Below are 15,929 nucleotides of genomic sequence, written 5' to 3' on the forward strand. Positions count from 1 at the left end.
ATTACCAAGGCAGCTCTTCTCCGTTGTATGCGAAGAAGCGACCACTCTGTTGTGGCGTTGATCTATCAATAATACCCAATAATTGGCACGCCACGTCATCAGCATCGAACAGTTTGCCTTCAGGAACGTTGGTCTGAAATGGTTTGGAGAGTGGGGTATCGGTGGTTCCCGGATGTAAGGAGAGGATCGTTGCTCTCTTGGCAACACGGCTCCACTCGATGGAGATGGATTTAATCAGCATGTTGAGTGCCGCCTTAGAGGAGCGATAACTGTACCAACCACCCAAACGGTTATCACTAATGCTGCCAACCTTAGCTGAAATGGTTGCGAGCTTACCTGCAGGCGAACTTTTCAATAGAGAGGTAAAATGCTTTGCAAGTAGTAGAGTCGGAAGCGCATTAGTCGTCATGTTCTCTACAAAAAACTCTGGGTCGATGGTGTTTAAGCTCTTCTCTGGCCTATGAGTTGCTGTATGAAGTATCCCAACACAATTGATCACCCAGTCCAAAGAACTGAAGTGAGATGCGAGCTGTTGTACGTCTGATTCTTGAGTGATGTCGACCTTATGCCATGTGACATTATCGAGAGAGAAGTCTGGCTTGCCATTGCAGAAAGTCGTATGGATGTTGGCTGTAGGCGCGATTGTTTGCAACTGTTTCACCACGGCTTTGCCTATACCGCCAGAGCCTCCAATCACTAACACGGTTTTGATAGCGTTTTCCATTACAAATCCTCCAAATGTTCGAGGTAATTTTCTGCACGTTGTAGCGTCTTATCTTGCTCTTGTTCGTCCATGTTGTCCCAAGAGCGGAAGATCATCCCCATTCGCGGATTGCGAGTGAGTTGCTCTCGGTGCTTAGTCATGAAACGCCAATACAAACTGTTGAACGGGCAGGCATCTTCATCACTTCTCGACTTCACGTTGTAGTGACAACCCTTACAGTAATCACTCATCTTATTAATGTAAGCGCCACTCGCCGCATAGGGCTTAGTTCCAACAATTCCACCATCAGCAAACAGAGCCATACCGCGTGTATTTGGCATTTCTACCCATTCGATGGCGTCGATGTATATGCCGAGGTACCACTCGTCCACTTGGTCTGGATTAAGTTCAGTGATCAGACTGAAGTTACCTGTCACCATAAGTCTTTGAATGTGATGAGCATAAGCAAACTCGTGTGACTGCTTGATCGCTTGCTTCATGCACTGCATTTTGGTGTCACTGTCCCAAAAATAGTGAGGCAGATTGCGATCCGCTTGAAAGTGATTGATGGTTTTGTAGCGCGGCATGTTAGCCCAGTAAACCGCGCGAATGTACTCACGCCAACCGAGAATTTGACGCACGAATCCTTCCACCTGAGAAATATCGATGTTTGCGTTGCTGTGGTAAGCAGCAAGTGCCGCATCAATGGTCTCTTGGGGCGTAATCAGTTTGCTGTTTAAGCTGAAAGATAGACGACTGTGATACAAGCTCCAACGAGAAGTATGACCTTTGGTCATCGCGTCTTGAAAGCGACCGAACAGTGGGAGACAGGTATGGCAAAAGTGCGCAAGCAGAGACAAACTCTGGGCACGATTAATCGGCCATAACAGTTTTGTTTGATCGATTTCACCGATGGTTTGAACATTGTTTCTGTCCATTCGCTCCACAATGTCGCTCACGTCATTAGCAAACATCAAAGGTGAGGGCAGTGCTTCGATATCTTTTGGTTTGAGCTTGTTTCTGTTGTTGCCGTCGTAATTCCACTTGCCACCGACAGGTTTTCCGTCGTCCATTAACACAGAGAAACGCTTGCGCATTCGACGATAGAAATGCTCCATCATGATGTGCTTACCTGCTGGAAACTGCGGCTCAATCTCGTCAAAAGGCAATAGGAAATGTTCGGTGCAGGTGCAGTGCATTACTGCTTTCGGTACTTTGAGTTGAGCTAACTGGCTCAATAGTCGGTACTCATCAGGGCGTTGATACTCGAATTTGTCAGCGTCAAATTCTGCTGTGTAGTGTTCTATCAACTCAGTTAGAGATGGAAACTGTTTGGTATCATCCAATGTCAGGTGTAGCACCTCATGTCCTTCATCTTTGAGTTCTGAAGCAAAAGCCGCCATTGCACTAAAAAACGCAGCGACCTTTTGCCTGTGATGATTGACGTAACCTGTTTCCTGATGGAGCTCCGCTATGATGTATAAGACATTGGAGTCACGATTAGAGAACCAAGAGTGCTGAATATTAAGTTGATCACCCAGTATTAGGCGTACTGTGTTGAATTTCATTCTCTATTCCTATTTGGCAATCTGGTGCATTTCGTTAGTGTTCGCCCAACGTTGGATAAATTCATGTTGCGGGTCGTACATTTGCGTCTGCTTTTCAAGATCAAAGTGACGTGTCTGCTGCCCATTCATGCCTGCAATGTAAGACCAGTTTCCCCAGTTAGACGCAACATCGTAATCGACCAGTTGAGTCTCGAAATAAGCTGCACCCCAACGCCAATCGCAACCTAACTCGTAGATGAGGCAACTCGCCGCTAGTTGTCTGCCCCGGTTAGACATATACCCAGTGGCATTGAGCTCTCGCATACAAGCATCGACAATAGGGTAGTTGGTGTTACCCATTTTCCATCGATTGAAAGCTGCCTTGGCTTCAGTAGTTAAAGCGTGACTGTCTTGTGGGTTGGTAAATAGTGCATGGCCTGAAGCTCTGGCACGCCAGTAGAAATATTCACGCCATAGAAGCTCAAACTGAATCCAGTACGTTGATTCGTTTGATCCGTACTGGTCTTCATATTGGCGTAGCGTGCTGACAATCGTCTTTGGTGATAAACAACCCAATGCCAACCAAGGTGAGAACTTGGTTGAGTGACTCATACCATCGAGCGCGTTTCGTGTCTGTTTGTAGTGGCTAGCATAAGAGTGTCGGAAGTAATCTGTGATGTGTGCGATCCCCGCATTTTCGCCACCTTTAAAAAGTGCCACGCCTGTCTGATTCAATGAGTGCGAAATTTGACTCTTTTCCGAGGTGTTTATGACAGAAATATTAGGCGCGATGTTTAAGTTATCTCTCAACACATTTGGCAATTTGGGAAGCACAGGTGCGGGACTATGCTCTATGATGTTTAACAGCTCGCTGCCTGCCTCGATTAGTTTACGAAAGCGAGTAAAAGATTTTGGAAGCTTGTTTAGCTCGAACGGAAGATCAGCATTGTCTAGCAGTGTGCTGTTGTTGGTAGAGATGACCTTTATGTTAGGTAATGACTCCTGCGCCTCTTGTATTAGTTCGTATTCGTCACTGCCGGGATGTTGATTGCAATAAATGTTGCTTACTTGGCACGTTTTTATCAACTGAATCAAGTCACCTGCTTCGCTAGATCGCATTATAAACAAGCTTTGATTTTGGTCTTCGAATTGTCTTGCGAGATCCTCAACAGATCGTTGCCAGAACAACAGCCTATGTTCCCCAACTTGATCTTCACCAGAGTGGTGTTGAACGAAAGGAGAGATCTGGATAGGCATAACGACGCCGATCAGTTCATCAACTTGGTCACATGCCAGTGCTAAAAGCTCGTTGTGCGTGAAGCGTAAGTCGTTAGTGAAATAGTAAAGGCCAATTTTTCTCATCACTGTGGATCTCTTGATTGGGAGCTCGTGAATAGATAACTAGCGATAATTACGGTTTGCTAAAGGGGATCGATCAGGTAAGCACGTTAAAAGAGCTAGAAAAATCAAAGGGGAAGGGAAGCCTACCGAGCGCAACTTTGATTGAAGCAGAAGCGCGATGCTCGGTAGGGTTTTAAGTTAAATCACGTAACTACTACTCGATTGGTACCACTAAAATATCAACCGGTGACTTATCAATAAGCTGTTTGGAGTGTGAGATGATTTTGCTCCAAAAGTCATGGTGGTGACCACAAATCAAAAAGTCGACTTGGTTAGCAGCGACGGTCTCTTTCAGTTTATCCGTCAAATCACCAGTACCCATAAACAGGTGCTTGATGTTGTGCTCGGAGTACGCTTCGAAATCTCTTAACTGTTTAACGGCATCTTCATTAAATGGGAGTTCGCCAGTGTGCTGCTTGATATCCACCAGTTCAGGGTATATCTCACCATGTGTTCCGTCGATATAAACGAAAGAAAGATCGGCATCGAGTTTGTTGGCAAAAAATGTCGCTCTATCAATTAAGATATTTGTGTCTTGTGACAGCTCAATCGCGACGAGTATGTGTTTGTATTCCATAGCTCACCTCTCTTATCTAGGGTCTATAAATAGCATAGAATTTCACCAATAAAATTCCTTCGAGCGGATCTCATATTAAACAAAATGCTCATATCTATTTGTTCTAAAGGAAGAACTTTCTATTACCCTGATAGTTCACTCAGTGTTGCCTGAATATCAATGAGTTAAGAATCACACCGGCTTATACAAGCGCTTAAATATCTTGTAAATATGAGAACAAAAACCGACCGATTACTGGTTTTTTGCCACTGGCTCTCAATAAATATTCAACTGATATCGTAAGCTATTAGGTAGATTTTGAAGACTAACGAGAGAGGAATGCATTATGAATAATGATCGCCATGGAATATCCGTTGGAGTAGAGCGAATCGACCATGAATATGTCCTGATGTTCAAAGCAACAGGCCATCTGACCCACCAAGATTACCTCGCCTTAACCCCCAAACTAGAGTCGGCACTGAAAACTGTCGGTTCTGAAAACATTAAAATGGTTGCTGATATCAAAGAACTAAACGGCTGGGATATCCGCGCCGCATGGGACGACTTAAAACTGGGCATCAAGCTAAGAACCAATTTAGGCAGAGTTGCAATATACGGTGATAAGGGCTGGCAAGAGCTCGCATCCAAAGTGGGTAGCTTGTTTATCGCGGGTGAAGTTAAACAATTCACGGAATATGACGATGCGATCGACTGGGTAACAGCGGCAACCTAAGTAATTTTTTCTTTCTATTTTGATTTTCAATGCGTTGTCTTGATTTTCGGCATACAATTCAGGCAACGCATACATTTGACTGTCAGTTCAAGTGTAAATCTATAACTGGATACGAAGTCCTCTTGATACGGTTGAGGGCAAAGCTCGTATCTTGCCGAGAATTACCATGAGAAAAATCTACGTGACTGAAGGCGATATCAACGCCAAGAAACAAAAAGACGCCTATCCAAAACGCGTGTTGTGTGAGCAGTGTGTATCTTCTTTTATCGTCATCAGTGAAGGCGACAGAACCTACCAAGCTTGTGACAGTTGTGGCGATGATTCGTAATGCTGATTTTGAATTTATCCTTCCATCAAGTAGAAGCTACCTTTGAATAACTATTTTGAAAGTCCCTTTACGGGCAAGTCTCTTAAAGAACAAGTGACTAATCCAAATATCATCGTGGGTGAACACAGTTATTATTCTGGTTACTACCACAACCACAGTTTCGACGATTGCGCCCGTTACCTTGCACCCGACAGAGACGACGTCGATAAATTAATCATTGGCAGCTACTGCTCGATTGGCTCTGGTGCCGTTTTTATGATGGCGGGTAATCAAGGTCATCAAAATCAGTGGGTGAGTACATTTCCATTTTTCTACCAAGATGATGAAAAATTTGAAGGAGCGATCGACGGCTTCGAACGTTCTGGAGACACTGTGATTGGCAATGATGTCTGGATAGGCACAGAGGCGATGATTATGAGCGGCGTAAAGGTTGGCGATGGGGCCATTATCGCTAGCCGTGCAGTCGTAACCAAAGATGTCGAGCCATACTCAATCGTTGGCTCTAATCCAGCTCGTCATATCCGCTATCGTTTTAGTGAAACTGAAATTACGCAGTTGCTAGAAATGAAATGGTGGGAATGGAATGAAGAGCAAATTAAAGGCGCTATGGAGTGGTTGTGCTCTTCAGATATTCAAGGCATGTATCAATACTGGAAACGCATCACAAAATAGATATTCCACTGATTGCTTAGTATGGCGTCTGGCTTTAACTTTGAACCTAACATCTTGAAAGGTAAATATTATGATGAGTTGCAGCGATTATGATTACATCGAAATTGTCTGTATGTATCGCTACCCGATAGCTATTACTCTGGCGTCTGGTGTTCAACTTGAGTGTATTGCAAGGGACACTAAAAGAGACGAGCAAAAAAGAGAATGCATACAGGTCGATAATCAAGGTGAACTACAACTCATTGTTCTGGATGAACTCAGAACCCTCGAAGTTTTGGTGGACAACCCGCACTTTACGAAAGTGACGTTTAACGGATAGCTAATGAGCAAGCAAGATTACTAATAGACGAATATTAGACTGGGCAAGGAAGCGAACTGGTGAGCCTTTTGTGTTAATCCCAATGTTTTGCTAACACTAGGAGTTTACTATGCCAATGAGTCAAGAAGTCTGTTATTGCCCATCATGCCAAGCCCGTACGCAACATGTGGTGGTGCTAGTTCGAAAACCGAGCCCTTATGAAAGCTCTCCAAATAGAACCCAAAAAGAGTTCTTTTCTGGGTTTGTAAAGAGCATATTCTTGGGGGCTTTCATCGCGTCAATGGATGAGTTTTCTAGGCACGTTATTTGTGAGAAGTGCGGCAACAAAACTGTTGAGGAATGATCAACTACCTACATACAAGCGAATCAATAGGGAACACAATGAAAGTTCAAATCATCGACGCAGTGGAATTATCGGGTTTTAAAGTGAGAACCACTAATGAAAATGAGATGTCTTTAGAAACTGCAAAGATTGCAGGACTGTGGCAAACGTTTTCGACGCAAGGTGGCCCGCATTTGACTGAGAAGTCACAAGTGTTTGGTGTTTATACAAACTATCAATCTGACTATACCGGTGAATTCGATGTGCTCGCTTGCAGTGATGAGGCTGCGATGGCGGGTTTAGAGCAAACATCTCACGTTCAAATTGAAGCGGGTAAATACCTCACCTTTGAAGCTCAGGGAGAAATGCCTCAAGCGGTTATCGAACTATGGGGTGAGGTTTGGGGCTATTTCACACAGGCAGATTGCCCACATACTCGTCGTTACACGTCTGACTTTGAACGATACATCGGTGAAGATAGAGTCGAAATTTCGATAGCTATTGAGTGATTTAGTCATTAAATAGTTTATGAGTGCTTTAAGTCGCTTTGGTAACTTTAATCGGAAGAACCAAATACCATGTTTTGCTTACTCTCGTTCCAAAGTGGGTAAGCTTTCATGGTTTTGCTATACAAAGCGCTATCTAAAATGCTTCTTAACCAAGTTTGGACGCCAATGTAATGAGATTGGTTAAACCATTTTTTCTCTACACGCGCAAACTGACTAATAAAAGGAACTATTGCATAATCAGCAACACTTGGTGTATCGCCAAATAGATAGTTCTTTTTCGGATAACCGCTCCCTTGCTTCAGTCTCGCCTCAAGCTTAGTAAGAAATTCCTCACACAACGCCCTGCGATCTACGAGATCCTCATTGTGATAACGAACTGCCGCACGATATTGCTCCAAATGTCCAATAAAGGTGTTGTCGTTCTCTTCAATCAATTCAAAGACATCGCGATGAGCTTCATCATCTGATTTTCGAAGTAGATTTTGTGGGTCGTTCAGTTCCAGCGCCCACACCATAACTTGCAAGCTCTGCTCAATAACCTTTCCATCGGGTAATACTAATACTGGGACTGTACCTTTTGGTGAGCATTCCAGCAGTTCCTCTGGCTTATCCTTAGTGACAATCTCACGGATTAAGACTTGTTGATTTGCAAGGAGAATTCCTAGCCTAGCGCGCATTGCATAAGGGCAGCGACGGAGTGAGTAAAGGGTAGGCAAGTCTTGAAGAGTCTTTGTTGTCATTAGGTTTAAAAGTTGCTGTGCGGTGGTAAAGGGTTGGTGATGTGGGTAGAATACGCGGCTTAAAAATTATAAGTAAGTGAGCGACTTCAAAAATGAGCAGAAAAATTGAGTTATTAGCCCCAGGTGGCGATGTAGAGGCGATTAAAGCAGCTATCGTAGCAGGAGCTAATGCGGTCTACTGTGGACTGGGTACATTCAACGCCCGTAACCGCGCCTCGAATTTATCTTTAGACGAGCTAAACGGCATTATTCGTCTTGCTCATGAGTACGGTTGTCAGATCTTTCTGACTCTGAATGTCGTGTTACTTGAGAGCGAAATCAAGAACATTAGTAAGCTTCTAAATCAGCTTGTGAACACCAAGGTTGATGGCATCATTGTCCAAGACTTGGGTCTGTTTGATCTGGTGAAGAAATACTTTCCGACGATCGATGTTCACGCTTCTACTCAGCTAACTACGCACAACGAAGGCCAAATCAAGTTCTTGGCTAAGATTGGTGCGTCACGCGTGAACTTATCGCGTGAGTTAAACCTGCCTGAGATTAAAGAGTTGACCCAAGTTGCGCATGACCACGATGTTCTAACAGAAGTCTTTGTTCATGGTGCTCTATGTATCGCGTTTTCTGGTCAATGTTACTCAAGCTCAGTGAGTGTCGGTAACTCAGGTAACCGTGGTCGCTGTTCACAGGCGTGTCGTGATGAATACGAGATTACTGATGCAGGTAACCGTTACCCACTTAACCTGAAAGACAATTCCGCATACTTTGATTTACCAGAATTAGTCGACGCTCAGGTTGATTCGTTGAAAGTTGAAGGCCGTATCAAGGGTGCTCACTATGTCTATACAGTAATCGATACATGGCGTAAGCAGATCGACAGCTTTATCGAGAGTGGCGATTTGATAGGTGACGATTCAAACCTACATAAGGTATTTAACCGTGACTTCACCAACTCTTTCTTGAAGGGTAACCTAACGAAAGACATGTTCATCGATAACCCGCGTGATAACAGTAAAAACTACGCGGTAGAGCAGGCTGCGAAACAGGTTCAACAGTTTGATCCGAATGTTGACGATGCGATATCAGTTGTTCAGATCGAAGATGTCAGCAAAGACCTTCACGCAGCGAAAGATGTTCTGGGTGATGAGATGCGCAGCAAAATTCAGTATCTGGATATCCGCAAAACACCAATCAAACTTTCGTTCAGTGCCTGTGAAGGCGAGCCTTTAGTGGTTTCAGTGATTTCTGACAAAGAGAACTTTGAAGTGAAGTCTAAATCTGTATTGATCGCAGATGGTGAGAAACCACTGACCAAGGAAATCTTAGAGAAGCGCTTCAAATCACTTCGTAGTGGTATTCACTCACTTGAAGGTTATGATTTTGAGCAGTTCAATGAAGGTCTATTTGTCTCTTTGAAAGAGCTTACTCAGTTAAAAGAAGAGATCGACTTTATCCTGAATGGTTCTGTAGACGTTGTTAAGAATGTTGATGTTCCTGCGCTACCGAAGTTTGGCAAAGTGAACGAGACGCCAACGTTGTCTATGTTGATTGCTGACACTGCCGATCTGCACCTTTGTGATGTAACGGATGCAGACATCTACTTTAAGCTGCCTGAGAGCTACAAAAAGCGCAACAACAAGTACATTGATATCTTGTCTGAGAACCCGCGTTTGATCCCTTGGTTCCCAGCAGTACTGATTGGCAAAGATTACATTGAAGCGGTTCGTATTCTTGAAACCGTTAAGCCGAAGCGAATTGTCACAAACAACACAGGTATTGCTTACAAGGCTTATGAGATGGGTATTGAGTGGGTGGCGGGCCCATTCATGAATACGACCAACTCGCACGCTTTGTACACGCTAAAGGAACAATTGAACTGTTCGGGTGCTTTCCTTTCAAATGAGCTGAACAAAGGTCAACTGCGTCACGTTCGTCGCCCTGAAGGCTTCAAGCTTTACTACAGCATCTATCACCCAATTTTGATGATGACCAGCCGTCAGTGTTTTTTCCAAAGAACAGTTGGCTGTAACAAACCAGCTATTGAAGATGGTTGTATGCTGCGTTGTGAGAAAGCAACCACGATTACCAATGTGAAAGGCACTTCGTTTGCGGTAGATAAGCAGAAGGGCGGCTACCCAAGCATTTACAACCATGAACAGTTCTTGAACCAAGATGCGGTCGGGGATCTTTCCAACCTGTTTGATGAGTTCTTTATCGACCTGACTGACATCGGTTCGGGCTCAAAAGAGAAAGCGGACAAGGTAGAGCTAATTAAGCAATTTGAAGCGCTAATAACAGGTGACCAAGCTGCAACAGACAACTTAAACCACTTAGTGCAGATCAGAACCAACAACCAGTACGTTCAAGGGTTGTAAGGCTAAGTCGAACTAAATAAAAAATCGGAAACTGATCAAGTTTCCGATTTTTTGTTATGGGGACAAAAGTGAGATAGGGACAAAAGCGAGCCTATCCAGTTTGTTGAATGATCTGTTTCCAAATGGCTAACTCGTCGTATAGCACGTATTCACGGCGGAGTCCCCATGGGCCAAATTCGGCGTGACATGCACCCATAATGTATACATCAGCACCGGTTGGTTGACCGAAAGCGCCATAGCCCTCGTGTTTGCCTTCAAGTGACCAACGGATAGCGGCACGTGGTGACATCATGTCATCTTCTAGCCCAATGCGATGATGAATCTTAAACTCGGCATTAGGGAATGATGAGCGTAATTGCACCCAGAAATGATCAATCTCTGAGTGAGATAGGGCAGATTGACCACCTGCGTACTCGCCAATACACGCACGGTCATACTCTTTTGGAATAATACTCAATTGAGCATTCATGATCGCGCGTAAAATTTCCTCGTATTTCTTTCCCCATTGGTTGTCATTACCAACACCCAGATATGGGCCTTGCTGGTCTAACTTAGGCGTGAAGACAGGTTGGCACTTTTCGATACCACCGCTTTGGTCGATTAGGTGCTGTGTATAAGCCTTTGGGGTATAGCCTAATTGCCTTGCGATTGATCCTTGGTCTCGAATCAACCACTCGTCATTGATCTGATTGTTGATGGCATGGCAGTCCGCAATGATTCTAAACTTGAGCTTAGTGCCTGTCTCTTTATCGGTCGCAGTAGAGATAATGCGATGCGACGAGAGCATGCCTTGTTCTGGCGAACCACTCCAAATGACGTCTTCACCAAATAGGGTGCGATCGGGGTACTGAGCCAATACTGCTAACGTGGCATTAATGACATCTTTGTTGCCGATAGCGATGCCTTGCGGCGTTCTGACGACGATGTCTTCAGCATAATAGTCGTGTAGGGTGTGTAAGCCACGATCTTCCCAGATCTCTTTGGTTATTCCCAATATGTAGTCAGGGAAGTTTTGCCATTTTGGGGCAAATCCAGTCATACTCATTGTTCTATCCTTGATTTCACTTTCTCGTGGCGAGCCTAAGTGGATACTTGGCTCGCTCATTTAGTTATCTGTTTACTTTTCAAATTGTCGATAGCGTGCTTTGTTGAGCTCTTTCATGCGCGCAAAGACATCAACACCGAGTTGGTGGTAGACGTCGAGCAAGTCAACCAACACCCAGTTCTCTCGAATTTTGTCACCTTCGACACGCCAGAAGTCGAGGCTTCTCATTGTGATGCACTGATTAGATGGAGCGATTCCTAGCCAACCACTACCAGATACTGTCATTTCCATTCCTGGCCAAGCGGTAAAGGCAACGTAATTGTTGTCTGAAAACAAGTATCCATTTCCTTGTTTGGTTCTTCGGTCGGGCAGTGCATTCAAAAACGGGATTTGATGCCAATTTCTAAATCCTTTAATACCGCGACCTGTGCCAATCCCAGAAGGACCATACCAACTCATATTAGGGTGCCAAAATGAGTCAAGCTCCATAGCTTCGACACCGCCTTGCGCATGCTTTGATAAGCCATTGAGCATTTGGCTTACTACAGTCAAGCTTGTATCGGCTAACGCTGTATCCATTTCCCCAACTATGCCATCTAACGTGGCTGGTGCTGGTGGATGCCACTCTCGACCTAGACTCGGCGTCATAGGCCATGCGTTAGCTTGCATCATAAGCTCTGGGATATCCCAGAGCGCTTGAATCTCGACGACCTTCCCAGACTCGAATCGATAAAACTCGTGAAAGCGCATCGATACTTGATGTCCCGTTGGAGGGATATCAAGCCAAGGTTCCATAAAGCTACCGGTGTAGTAGCCCGCGCATCCCACCCAGTCACTTTTATTAGCTTGACCACCCATTAAGATATAGGTCCGCTTTTCGAGGTCAGGTATTGCTTTTAACAGTGGCTGGTACAACTCTGTCACTAACATACTTTTGTTGCTTAGCTGTTCAAAAGGGAAGCTATATTGCAATGTTGCATCATCGCTGATCAAATCACTGAGCTGCTCTTCAACATGACTAAGGTCGAAGTCATACATAGCATTATTGAGCGCACGAATGCGCTCTTTGTTGTCAAAATTGGACATCAAGCACCTCTAACGCTCTCGGTAGAGAGGGTTGTCTTTTGAGTCTTTGTTCTCCCAACCATGACCAGAGAAGGCGTCGACACCAAGTTGAGCCATTACTGCAGGGAAATCAACCATCACATAGTTATCGACAATCTTCCCGTCGACCACTTTCCAGAAGTCCATATAGCGGATAATCACTTTCTTACCAGTCGGCTCAATTCCCATAAATGGACCAGAGTGAATTGCTTCTTGGCGACCAAATGCAGCGCACCATTCACCTTGCGTCAAACGTGCCTCATCAATACAGACTTTGTTTGAGAACGCAGCTTGGAAAGGGCGTTGCCAATTTTCTTGAAACTCTTTTAAGTTCTCTTTAAACCCACAACCGGCGTTGCCCATCCAGCGAAAGCTTTCTGCAAAGAAGCGACCCATGTTGTCGATGTCGTGGTCATTGAGTCCATCGACCATCGAATCAATAACGTGCAGCGTTTCATCTGTTTTGGTCAGATCGTTGTCCTTAGTTAACACACCTTGTTCTGGACGAGGGGATGTTGATGCTGCAGTTTGAGTAGTTGGGTGTTCGCATGTATGTGTCATTAGTTATCTCCTTTTATCCTTTAACAGCGCCGGCAACGAGGCCAGATACGATCTTCTTCTGGAAGAAAATGATCAACGCGACGATAGGCAGTGTGATTGAAACTGCACCTGCAGCCGTCATCGACCAGTATTTAATGTCATCTGCACCAAACTGCGAGATTGCGACTGGCATCGTAGCGGCATTGGTTGCAGTCAACGTGAGTGGAATTAAGAACTCGTTATAAGCAAGTAAGAAAGTGAACAGGCCAGTGGTAATGATGCCCGGCCACATCACAGGGACGATGGCTTTAGCAAACGCTTGGAATTGATTACAACCGTCCATCATTGCTGACTCTTCAAGTTCTTTAGGTATGTTCATGAAGAACGAGCGCATCATCCAGATGGTGAAAGGTTGGTTTATCGCAACCAGAACCAGAATTAACACGATGTGTGTGTCATATAGCCCCACCATACGAGTGAACTCGTAGTAAGGGATTAAGAACACAGTGTGAGGCAATGAACGGAAAACGAGTGCCAACATCAGTAACCAGAAACCTAGTTTTCCAGGGTAGCGTGCTAATGCGTAACCTGCGAAACAGCCAATGGTTAGCGAGATAACCACCACGCCTAGCGTTACAATTACGGAGTTAATCAAGAACTCACTGAATCCAAACTCAAGCCATAGGTTGGCGTAGTTGGTTGCGGTTGGTTCAAATACCCACACTGGCGGATTAGAGAACGCATCTACCGGGTTTTTAATGGACGTCATGATGGTCCAGAAAAATGGGAAGGCACAAAATAGGACCCACAAGCCCATGATTCCATATACCATCATTCGTTGAATATTTAGGTTACTTGGGTTCATGCGCGAATTCCTTTTTGCTCTTTATAAGTCAGGTATAAGAAAGGGATCAAAAGTACGAAAATACCAAGCATCGTCAGTACTGAGACCGCACTTCCTTTCGCGACAGCATCTTGAACAATACCAACGCGATAGTTGTAGTACATCAGTGTTTCTGTAGCGTTGAGCCCGCCTGTCATTACTGCGACTGAGTCAAAGAGGCGATAGGCATCCATGATACAGATCATCGAAATAAACAGAGTCAGCGGCTGCAACGCTGGAATAACAACGTGCTTAATTTGATCCCATTGATGTGCGCCGTCGAGCACTGACGACTCCAACGTGTCCTGTGGAATAGCTTGCAAGCCCGCAAAGAACACGATGGCTGCAAATGGCGTTACCTGCCAAATCCCATAAAAGATGATGAGTGCACGTGACTCAAACACATCACTGAACCAATAGACTTGGATACCAACTAAGTTGAGAAGGTAAGTGATGTAGCCAAAGTCTTGAAACAGCCATGAGAAAATCAAAGTACCAACAACAGGCGTCACTACGAAGGGCAGGAGAGTTGCGGCCATGAAAATGCCACGTATCTTCTGACTCAGTTTATTGAGTGCTAGTGCGACAATGAAGCCGAGCACCAAAACACTCACCACGACACACACGGTGTAGATAAACGTGAACTCAAAGGCTGACCAAAACGCCTCATCTTGCAGGATGTCTAAGTAGTTCTCTAAGCCGACGTAGCGTAACTCACCTTTAAAGTTGAATCGGTTCAACGATAAGTAGAGAGTCATCACCAATGGCGCGGCCATAAGTAGCGACATTGATGCGATTGACGGGCCGGAGAAACTTAAGAAATTACGTAAATTCATGACTGCTCCTTAGTCAATGTAACCTTGTGCTCTTGCTTCTTTGTAATAGCCCTCAGCGGCTTCATTCAGTGCAACTTCAATGCTTGTCTTGCCGCGAAGTGCATCTGGTAACTTGTTACCAATCTCGGTATGCGCTAAACCGTAATAGCCTTCAGTCGGGAATGGCTTCGCACCTTTCTCAATCATTTCTGCAAGCGCACCCAAGTAACGATATTGCTCACCCTCTACTTGGTTTGCAGATTGACGAGCTAAGAAAGCCAAATCCGCGCCTTCTTTCATGTTCTCTTTGCTCATAGACTCCATCATGACCTTAAATACCAATTCACGGTCAGCATTCAAGCGATGAGGGAATACGTACCCATCCCAGAATATACTTGTTGATGGGATAGAAGTGGTCTTGTTCGCCGTTGGTGCCATTGAATAGTTCACCTTGCCGACAACTTTAGAGACTTGGTCGTTATCCATTTCTGCAGCGCGCGTCGCCCATACGTTACCCATTGCAGCTTTGTCTTGTTGGAAGTTAACCATGACTAAGTCGTTCGAGAGAGATAGCGCGTTAGGAGACATAAGTGGCAGTAACGACTTCAGAATATTGGCTGCTTCAATGCCTTTTTCACCATCAAACAGAGGCTTACCATCTTTATCGAAGTATTGACCACCTAGAGACAAGTAGATGTTGGTGAACTCAGTTGCTAGGTTCCAACCTTTACCCATAGCTTGTGAAAGTGGATATTGAATACCAGCCTCTTGGAGAGCCTCGCCTGTGGTCACTACGTCTTGATAGGTTTGCGGAACCTCTAAGTTATGTTTGTCGAATAAGTCTTGGCGGTAGAAAAATTCTTGCATGTTCAGTTGAATTGGCAGTGCGTAGATTTCGCCATCGTGCGTTGCAAGGTCCCAAATGCTCGGTGGGATATCAGCTAAGTCGTATTCGTCCCAGTATTTCTCAACAAGGTCAGTGATCGGTTGAATTTGCTCTTTCAGTAAGAACTCATGGTAGCTCTGAGCGGATACTTGAATAACATCATAAGGAGAGTTACCACGACGGCTGGAAAGTACGATGCGAGCTTGCTCTTGAACAGCGCTTCCACCAACCAATTTGTTTTTGATCTCGAGTGATGACGTTTCACACTCTTTCATCTTATCGGAAAAATGCTTCAGTACTGGGTAGCTGTTTGAAAGCAGTGAAATTTTTCCTTTCGCTTCTAAGTCGCCTAAGTCACAAGCAGCATAGCTTGGTGCAGATAAAATAGCGCCGGTACAGATAGCAAGTAGCGATAATGTTCTTTTCATTTTGGTATTCCTTTACTACGTAATTT

Annotated in this window: 18 protein-coding genes; 7 read left to right on the forward strand and 11 right to left on the reverse strand. The window is 44.7% G+C overall.

Annotated features, from left to right (window positions below; all coding sequences use genetic code 11):
• Window position 1 precedes the first annotated feature (1 nt).
• From VFDL14_RS21415 to VFDL14_RS21400, 4 genes are all read right to left on the reverse strand, one after another.
• Window positions 2–724 (reverse strand): SDR family oxidoreductase, encoded by a 723-nt coding sequence (locus tag VFDL14_RS21415; protein WP_032548936.1) that lies wholly within the window; start codon window positions 722–724, stop codon window positions 2–4.
• Window positions 724–2,271, reverse strand: a complete 1,548-nt coding sequence (locus VFDL14_RS21410) for a cryptochrome/photolyase family protein (protein ID WP_032548937.1) — start codon at window positions 2,269–2,271, stop codon at window positions 724–726. The genes VFDL14_RS21415 and VFDL14_RS21410 overlap by 1 nt, the downstream gene beginning before the upstream one ends.
• Window positions 2,272–2,280: 9 nt before the next feature.
• The gene (locus tag VFDL14_RS21405; protein WP_032548938.1) at window positions 2,281–3,612 is read right to left on the reverse strand and encodes a DASH family cryptochrome; all 1,332 of its coding nucleotides are present in this window, start codon (window positions 3,610–3,612) and stop codon (window positions 2,281–2,283) included.
• A gap of 193 nt (window positions 3,613–3,805) precedes the next feature.
• Entirely contained in the window at window positions 3,806–4,228 is a 423-nt protein-coding gene (locus VFDL14_RS21400) for a universal stress protein (RefSeq protein WP_032548939.1), read from the reverse strand.
• A 325-nt stretch (window positions 4,229–4,553) separates the two neighbouring features.
• On the opposite strand from VFDL14_RS21400, the gene VFDL14_RS21395 reads away from it, so the two are divergent.
• From VFDL14_RS21395 to VFDL14_RS21370, 6 genes are all read left to right on the forward strand, one after another.
• Window positions 4,554–4,940 (forward strand): STAS/SEC14 domain-containing protein, encoded by a 387-nt coding sequence (locus VFDL14_RS21395; RefSeq protein WP_032548940.1) that lies wholly within the window; start codon window positions 4,554–4,556, stop codon window positions 4,938–4,940.
• A gap of 166 nt (window positions 4,941–5,106) precedes the next feature.
• Window positions 5,107–5,268 carry a hypothetical protein gene (locus VFDL14_RS24605; RefSeq protein WP_032548941.1) on the forward strand — a complete coding sequence of 54 codons (162 nt, stop codon included), beginning with the start codon at window positions 5,107–5,109 and terminating at the stop codon, window positions 5,266–5,268.
• Window positions 5,269–5,310: 42 nt separating this feature from the next.
• Window positions 5,311–5,940 (forward strand): type B chloramphenicol O-acetyltransferase, encoded by a 630-nt coding sequence (catB, locus tag VFDL14_RS21385; RefSeq protein WP_032548943.1) that lies wholly within the window; start codon window positions 5,311–5,313, stop codon window positions 5,938–5,940.
• A gap of 70 nt (window positions 5,941–6,010) precedes the next feature.
• A complete protein-coding gene (locus VFDL14_RS21380) occupies window positions 6,011–6,259 on the forward strand; it encodes a Rho-binding antiterminator (protein WP_032548944.1) in 249 nt (82 codons plus the stop codon).
• Window positions 6,260–6,368: 109 nt separating this feature from the next.
• Entirely contained in the window at window positions 6,369–6,602 is a 234-nt protein-coding gene (locus tag VFDL14_RS24885; protein WP_032548945.1) for a hypothetical protein, read from the forward strand.
• Between the two features lie 38 nt (window positions 6,603–6,640).
• Window positions 6,641–7,090, forward strand: a complete 450-nt coding sequence (locus VFDL14_RS21370; RefSeq protein WP_032548946.1) for a GyrI-like domain-containing protein — start codon at window positions 6,641–6,643, stop codon at window positions 7,088–7,090.
• Window positions 7,091–7,137: 47 nt separating this feature from the next.
• Here VFDL14_RS21370 and VFDL14_RS21365 read toward each other — a convergent pair whose 3' ends face one another.
• Entirely contained in the window at window positions 7,138–7,830 is a 693-nt protein-coding gene (locus tag VFDL14_RS21365; protein WP_084181784.1) for a glutathione S-transferase, read from the reverse strand.
• A 92-nt stretch (window positions 7,831–7,922) separates the two neighbouring features.
• Between VFDL14_RS21365 and VFDL14_RS21360 the strand changes: the two genes are divergently transcribed.
• On the forward strand, window positions 7,923–10,202 hold the full coding sequence (locus VFDL14_RS21360) for a peptidase U32 family protein (protein ID WP_032548949.1): 2,280 nt from the start codon (window positions 7,923–7,925) through the stop codon (window positions 10,200–10,202).
• A gap of 91 nt (window positions 10,203–10,293) precedes the next feature.
• Here VFDL14_RS21360 and VFDL14_RS21355 read toward each other — a convergent pair whose 3' ends face one another.
• The 6 genes from VFDL14_RS21355 to VFDL14_RS21330 all read right to left on the reverse strand — a co-directional run bounded on the left by VFDL14_RS21355 (window position 10,294) and on the right by VFDL14_RS21330 (window position 15,903).
• Window positions 10,294–11,247: a nuclear transport factor 2 family protein gene (locus tag VFDL14_RS21355; RefSeq protein ID WP_200870280.1), complete on the reverse strand. Its 954-nt coding sequence runs from the start codon at window positions 11,245–11,247 to the stop codon at window positions 10,294–10,296.
• Between the two features lie 72 nt (window positions 11,248–11,319).
• Window positions 11,320–12,333, reverse strand: a complete 1,014-nt coding sequence (locus VFDL14_RS21350) for an ester cyclase (protein WP_032548950.1) — start codon at window positions 12,331–12,333, stop codon at window positions 11,320–11,322.
• Window positions 12,334–12,342: 9 nt separating this feature from the next.
• Window positions 12,343–12,912, reverse strand: a complete 570-nt coding sequence (locus VFDL14_RS21345; protein WP_050487291.1) for an ester cyclase — start codon at window positions 12,910–12,912, stop codon at window positions 12,343–12,345.
• Window positions 12,913–12,925: 13 nt separating this feature from the next.
• Window positions 12,926–13,756, reverse strand: a complete 831-nt coding sequence (locus VFDL14_RS21340) for a carbohydrate ABC transporter permease (protein ID WP_050487292.1) — start codon at window positions 13,754–13,756, stop codon at window positions 12,926–12,928.
• Window positions 13,753–14,610 carry a carbohydrate ABC transporter permease gene (locus VFDL14_RS21335; RefSeq protein WP_032548951.1) on the reverse strand — a complete coding sequence of 286 codons (858 nt, stop codon included), beginning with the start codon at window positions 14,608–14,610 and terminating at the stop codon, window positions 13,753–13,755. Before VFDL14_RS21335 ends, VFDL14_RS21340 begins: the two co-directional genes overlap by 4 nt.
• A 9-nt stretch (window positions 14,611–14,619) precedes the next feature.
• On the reverse strand, window positions 14,620–15,903 hold the full coding sequence (locus VFDL14_RS21330; protein WP_032548952.1) for an ABC transporter substrate-binding protein: 1,284 nt from the start codon (window positions 15,901–15,903) through the stop codon (window positions 14,620–14,622).
• Between the last annotated feature and the right edge of the window lie 26 nt (window positions 15,904–15,929).

Source organism: Vibrio fortis (genome assembly GCF_000695685.1).
Taxonomy (GTDB): Bacteria; Pseudomonadota; Gammaproteobacteria; order Enterobacterales; family Vibrionaceae; genus Vibrio; species Vibrio fortis_A.

Coding starts and splice junctions, on each gene's coding strand:
- VFDL14_RS21370 (WP_032548946.1), top strand. CDS start 6,641: ATGAAAGTTCAAATCATCGACGCAGTGGAATTATCGGGTTTTAAAGTG.
- VFDL14_RS21335 (WP_032548951.1), bottom strand. CDS start 14,610: ATGAATTTACGTAATTTCTTAAGTTTCTCCGGCCCGTCAATCGCATCA.
- VFDL14_RS21395 (WP_032548940.1), top strand. CDS start 4,554: ATGAATAATGATCGCCATGGAATATCCGTTGGAGTAGAGCGAATCGAC.
- VFDL14_RS21365 (WP_084181784.1), bottom strand. CDS start 7,830: ATGACAACAAAGACTCTTCAAGACTTGCCTACCCTTTACTCACTCCGT.
- VFDL14_RS21355 (WP_200870280.1), bottom strand. CDS start 11,247: ATGAGTATGACTGGATTTGCCCCAAAATGGCAAAACTTCCCTGACTAC.
- VFDL14_RS24605 (WP_032548941.1), top strand. CDS start 5,107: ATGAGAAAAATCTACGTGACTGAAGGCGATATCAACGCCAAGAAACAA.
- VFDL14_RS21400 (WP_032548939.1), bottom strand. CDS start 4,228: ATGGAATACAAACACATACTCGTCGCGATTGAGCTGTCACAAGACACA.
- VFDL14_RS21415 (WP_032548936.1), bottom strand. CDS start 724: ATGGAAAACGCTATCAAAACCGTGTTAGTGATTGGAGGCTCTGGCGGT.
- VFDL14_RS24885 (WP_032548945.1), top strand. CDS start 6,369: ATGCCAATGAGTCAAGAAGTCTGTTATTGCCCATCATGCCAAGCCCGT.
- VFDL14_RS21340 (WP_050487292.1), bottom strand. CDS start 13,756: ATGAACCCAAGTAACCTAAATATTCAACGAATGATGGTATATGGAATC.
- VFDL14_RS21330 (WP_032548952.1), bottom strand. CDS start 15,903: ATGAAAAGAACATTATCGCTACTTGCTATCTGTACCGGCGCTATTTTA.
- VFDL14_RS21345 (WP_050487291.1), bottom strand. CDS start 12,912: ATGACACATACATGCGAACACCCAACTACTCAAACTGCAGCATCAACA.
- VFDL14_RS21360 (WP_032548949.1), top strand. CDS start 7,923: ATGAGCAGAAAAATTGAGTTATTAGCCCCAGGTGGCGATGTAGAGGCG.
- VFDL14_RS21410 (WP_032548937.1), bottom strand. CDS start 2,271: ATGAAATTCAACACAGTACGCCTAATACTGGGTGATCAACTTAATATT.
- VFDL14_RS21405 (WP_032548938.1), bottom strand. CDS start 3,612: ATGAGAAAAATTGGCCTTTACTATTTCACTAACGACTTACGCTTCACG.
- VFDL14_RS21380 (WP_032548944.1), top strand. CDS start 6,011: ATGATGAGTTGCAGCGATTATGATTACATCGAAATTGTCTGTATGTAT.
- VFDL14_RS21350 (WP_032548950.1), bottom strand. CDS start 12,333: ATGTCCAATTTTGACAACAAAGAGCGCATTCGTGCGCTCAATAATGCT.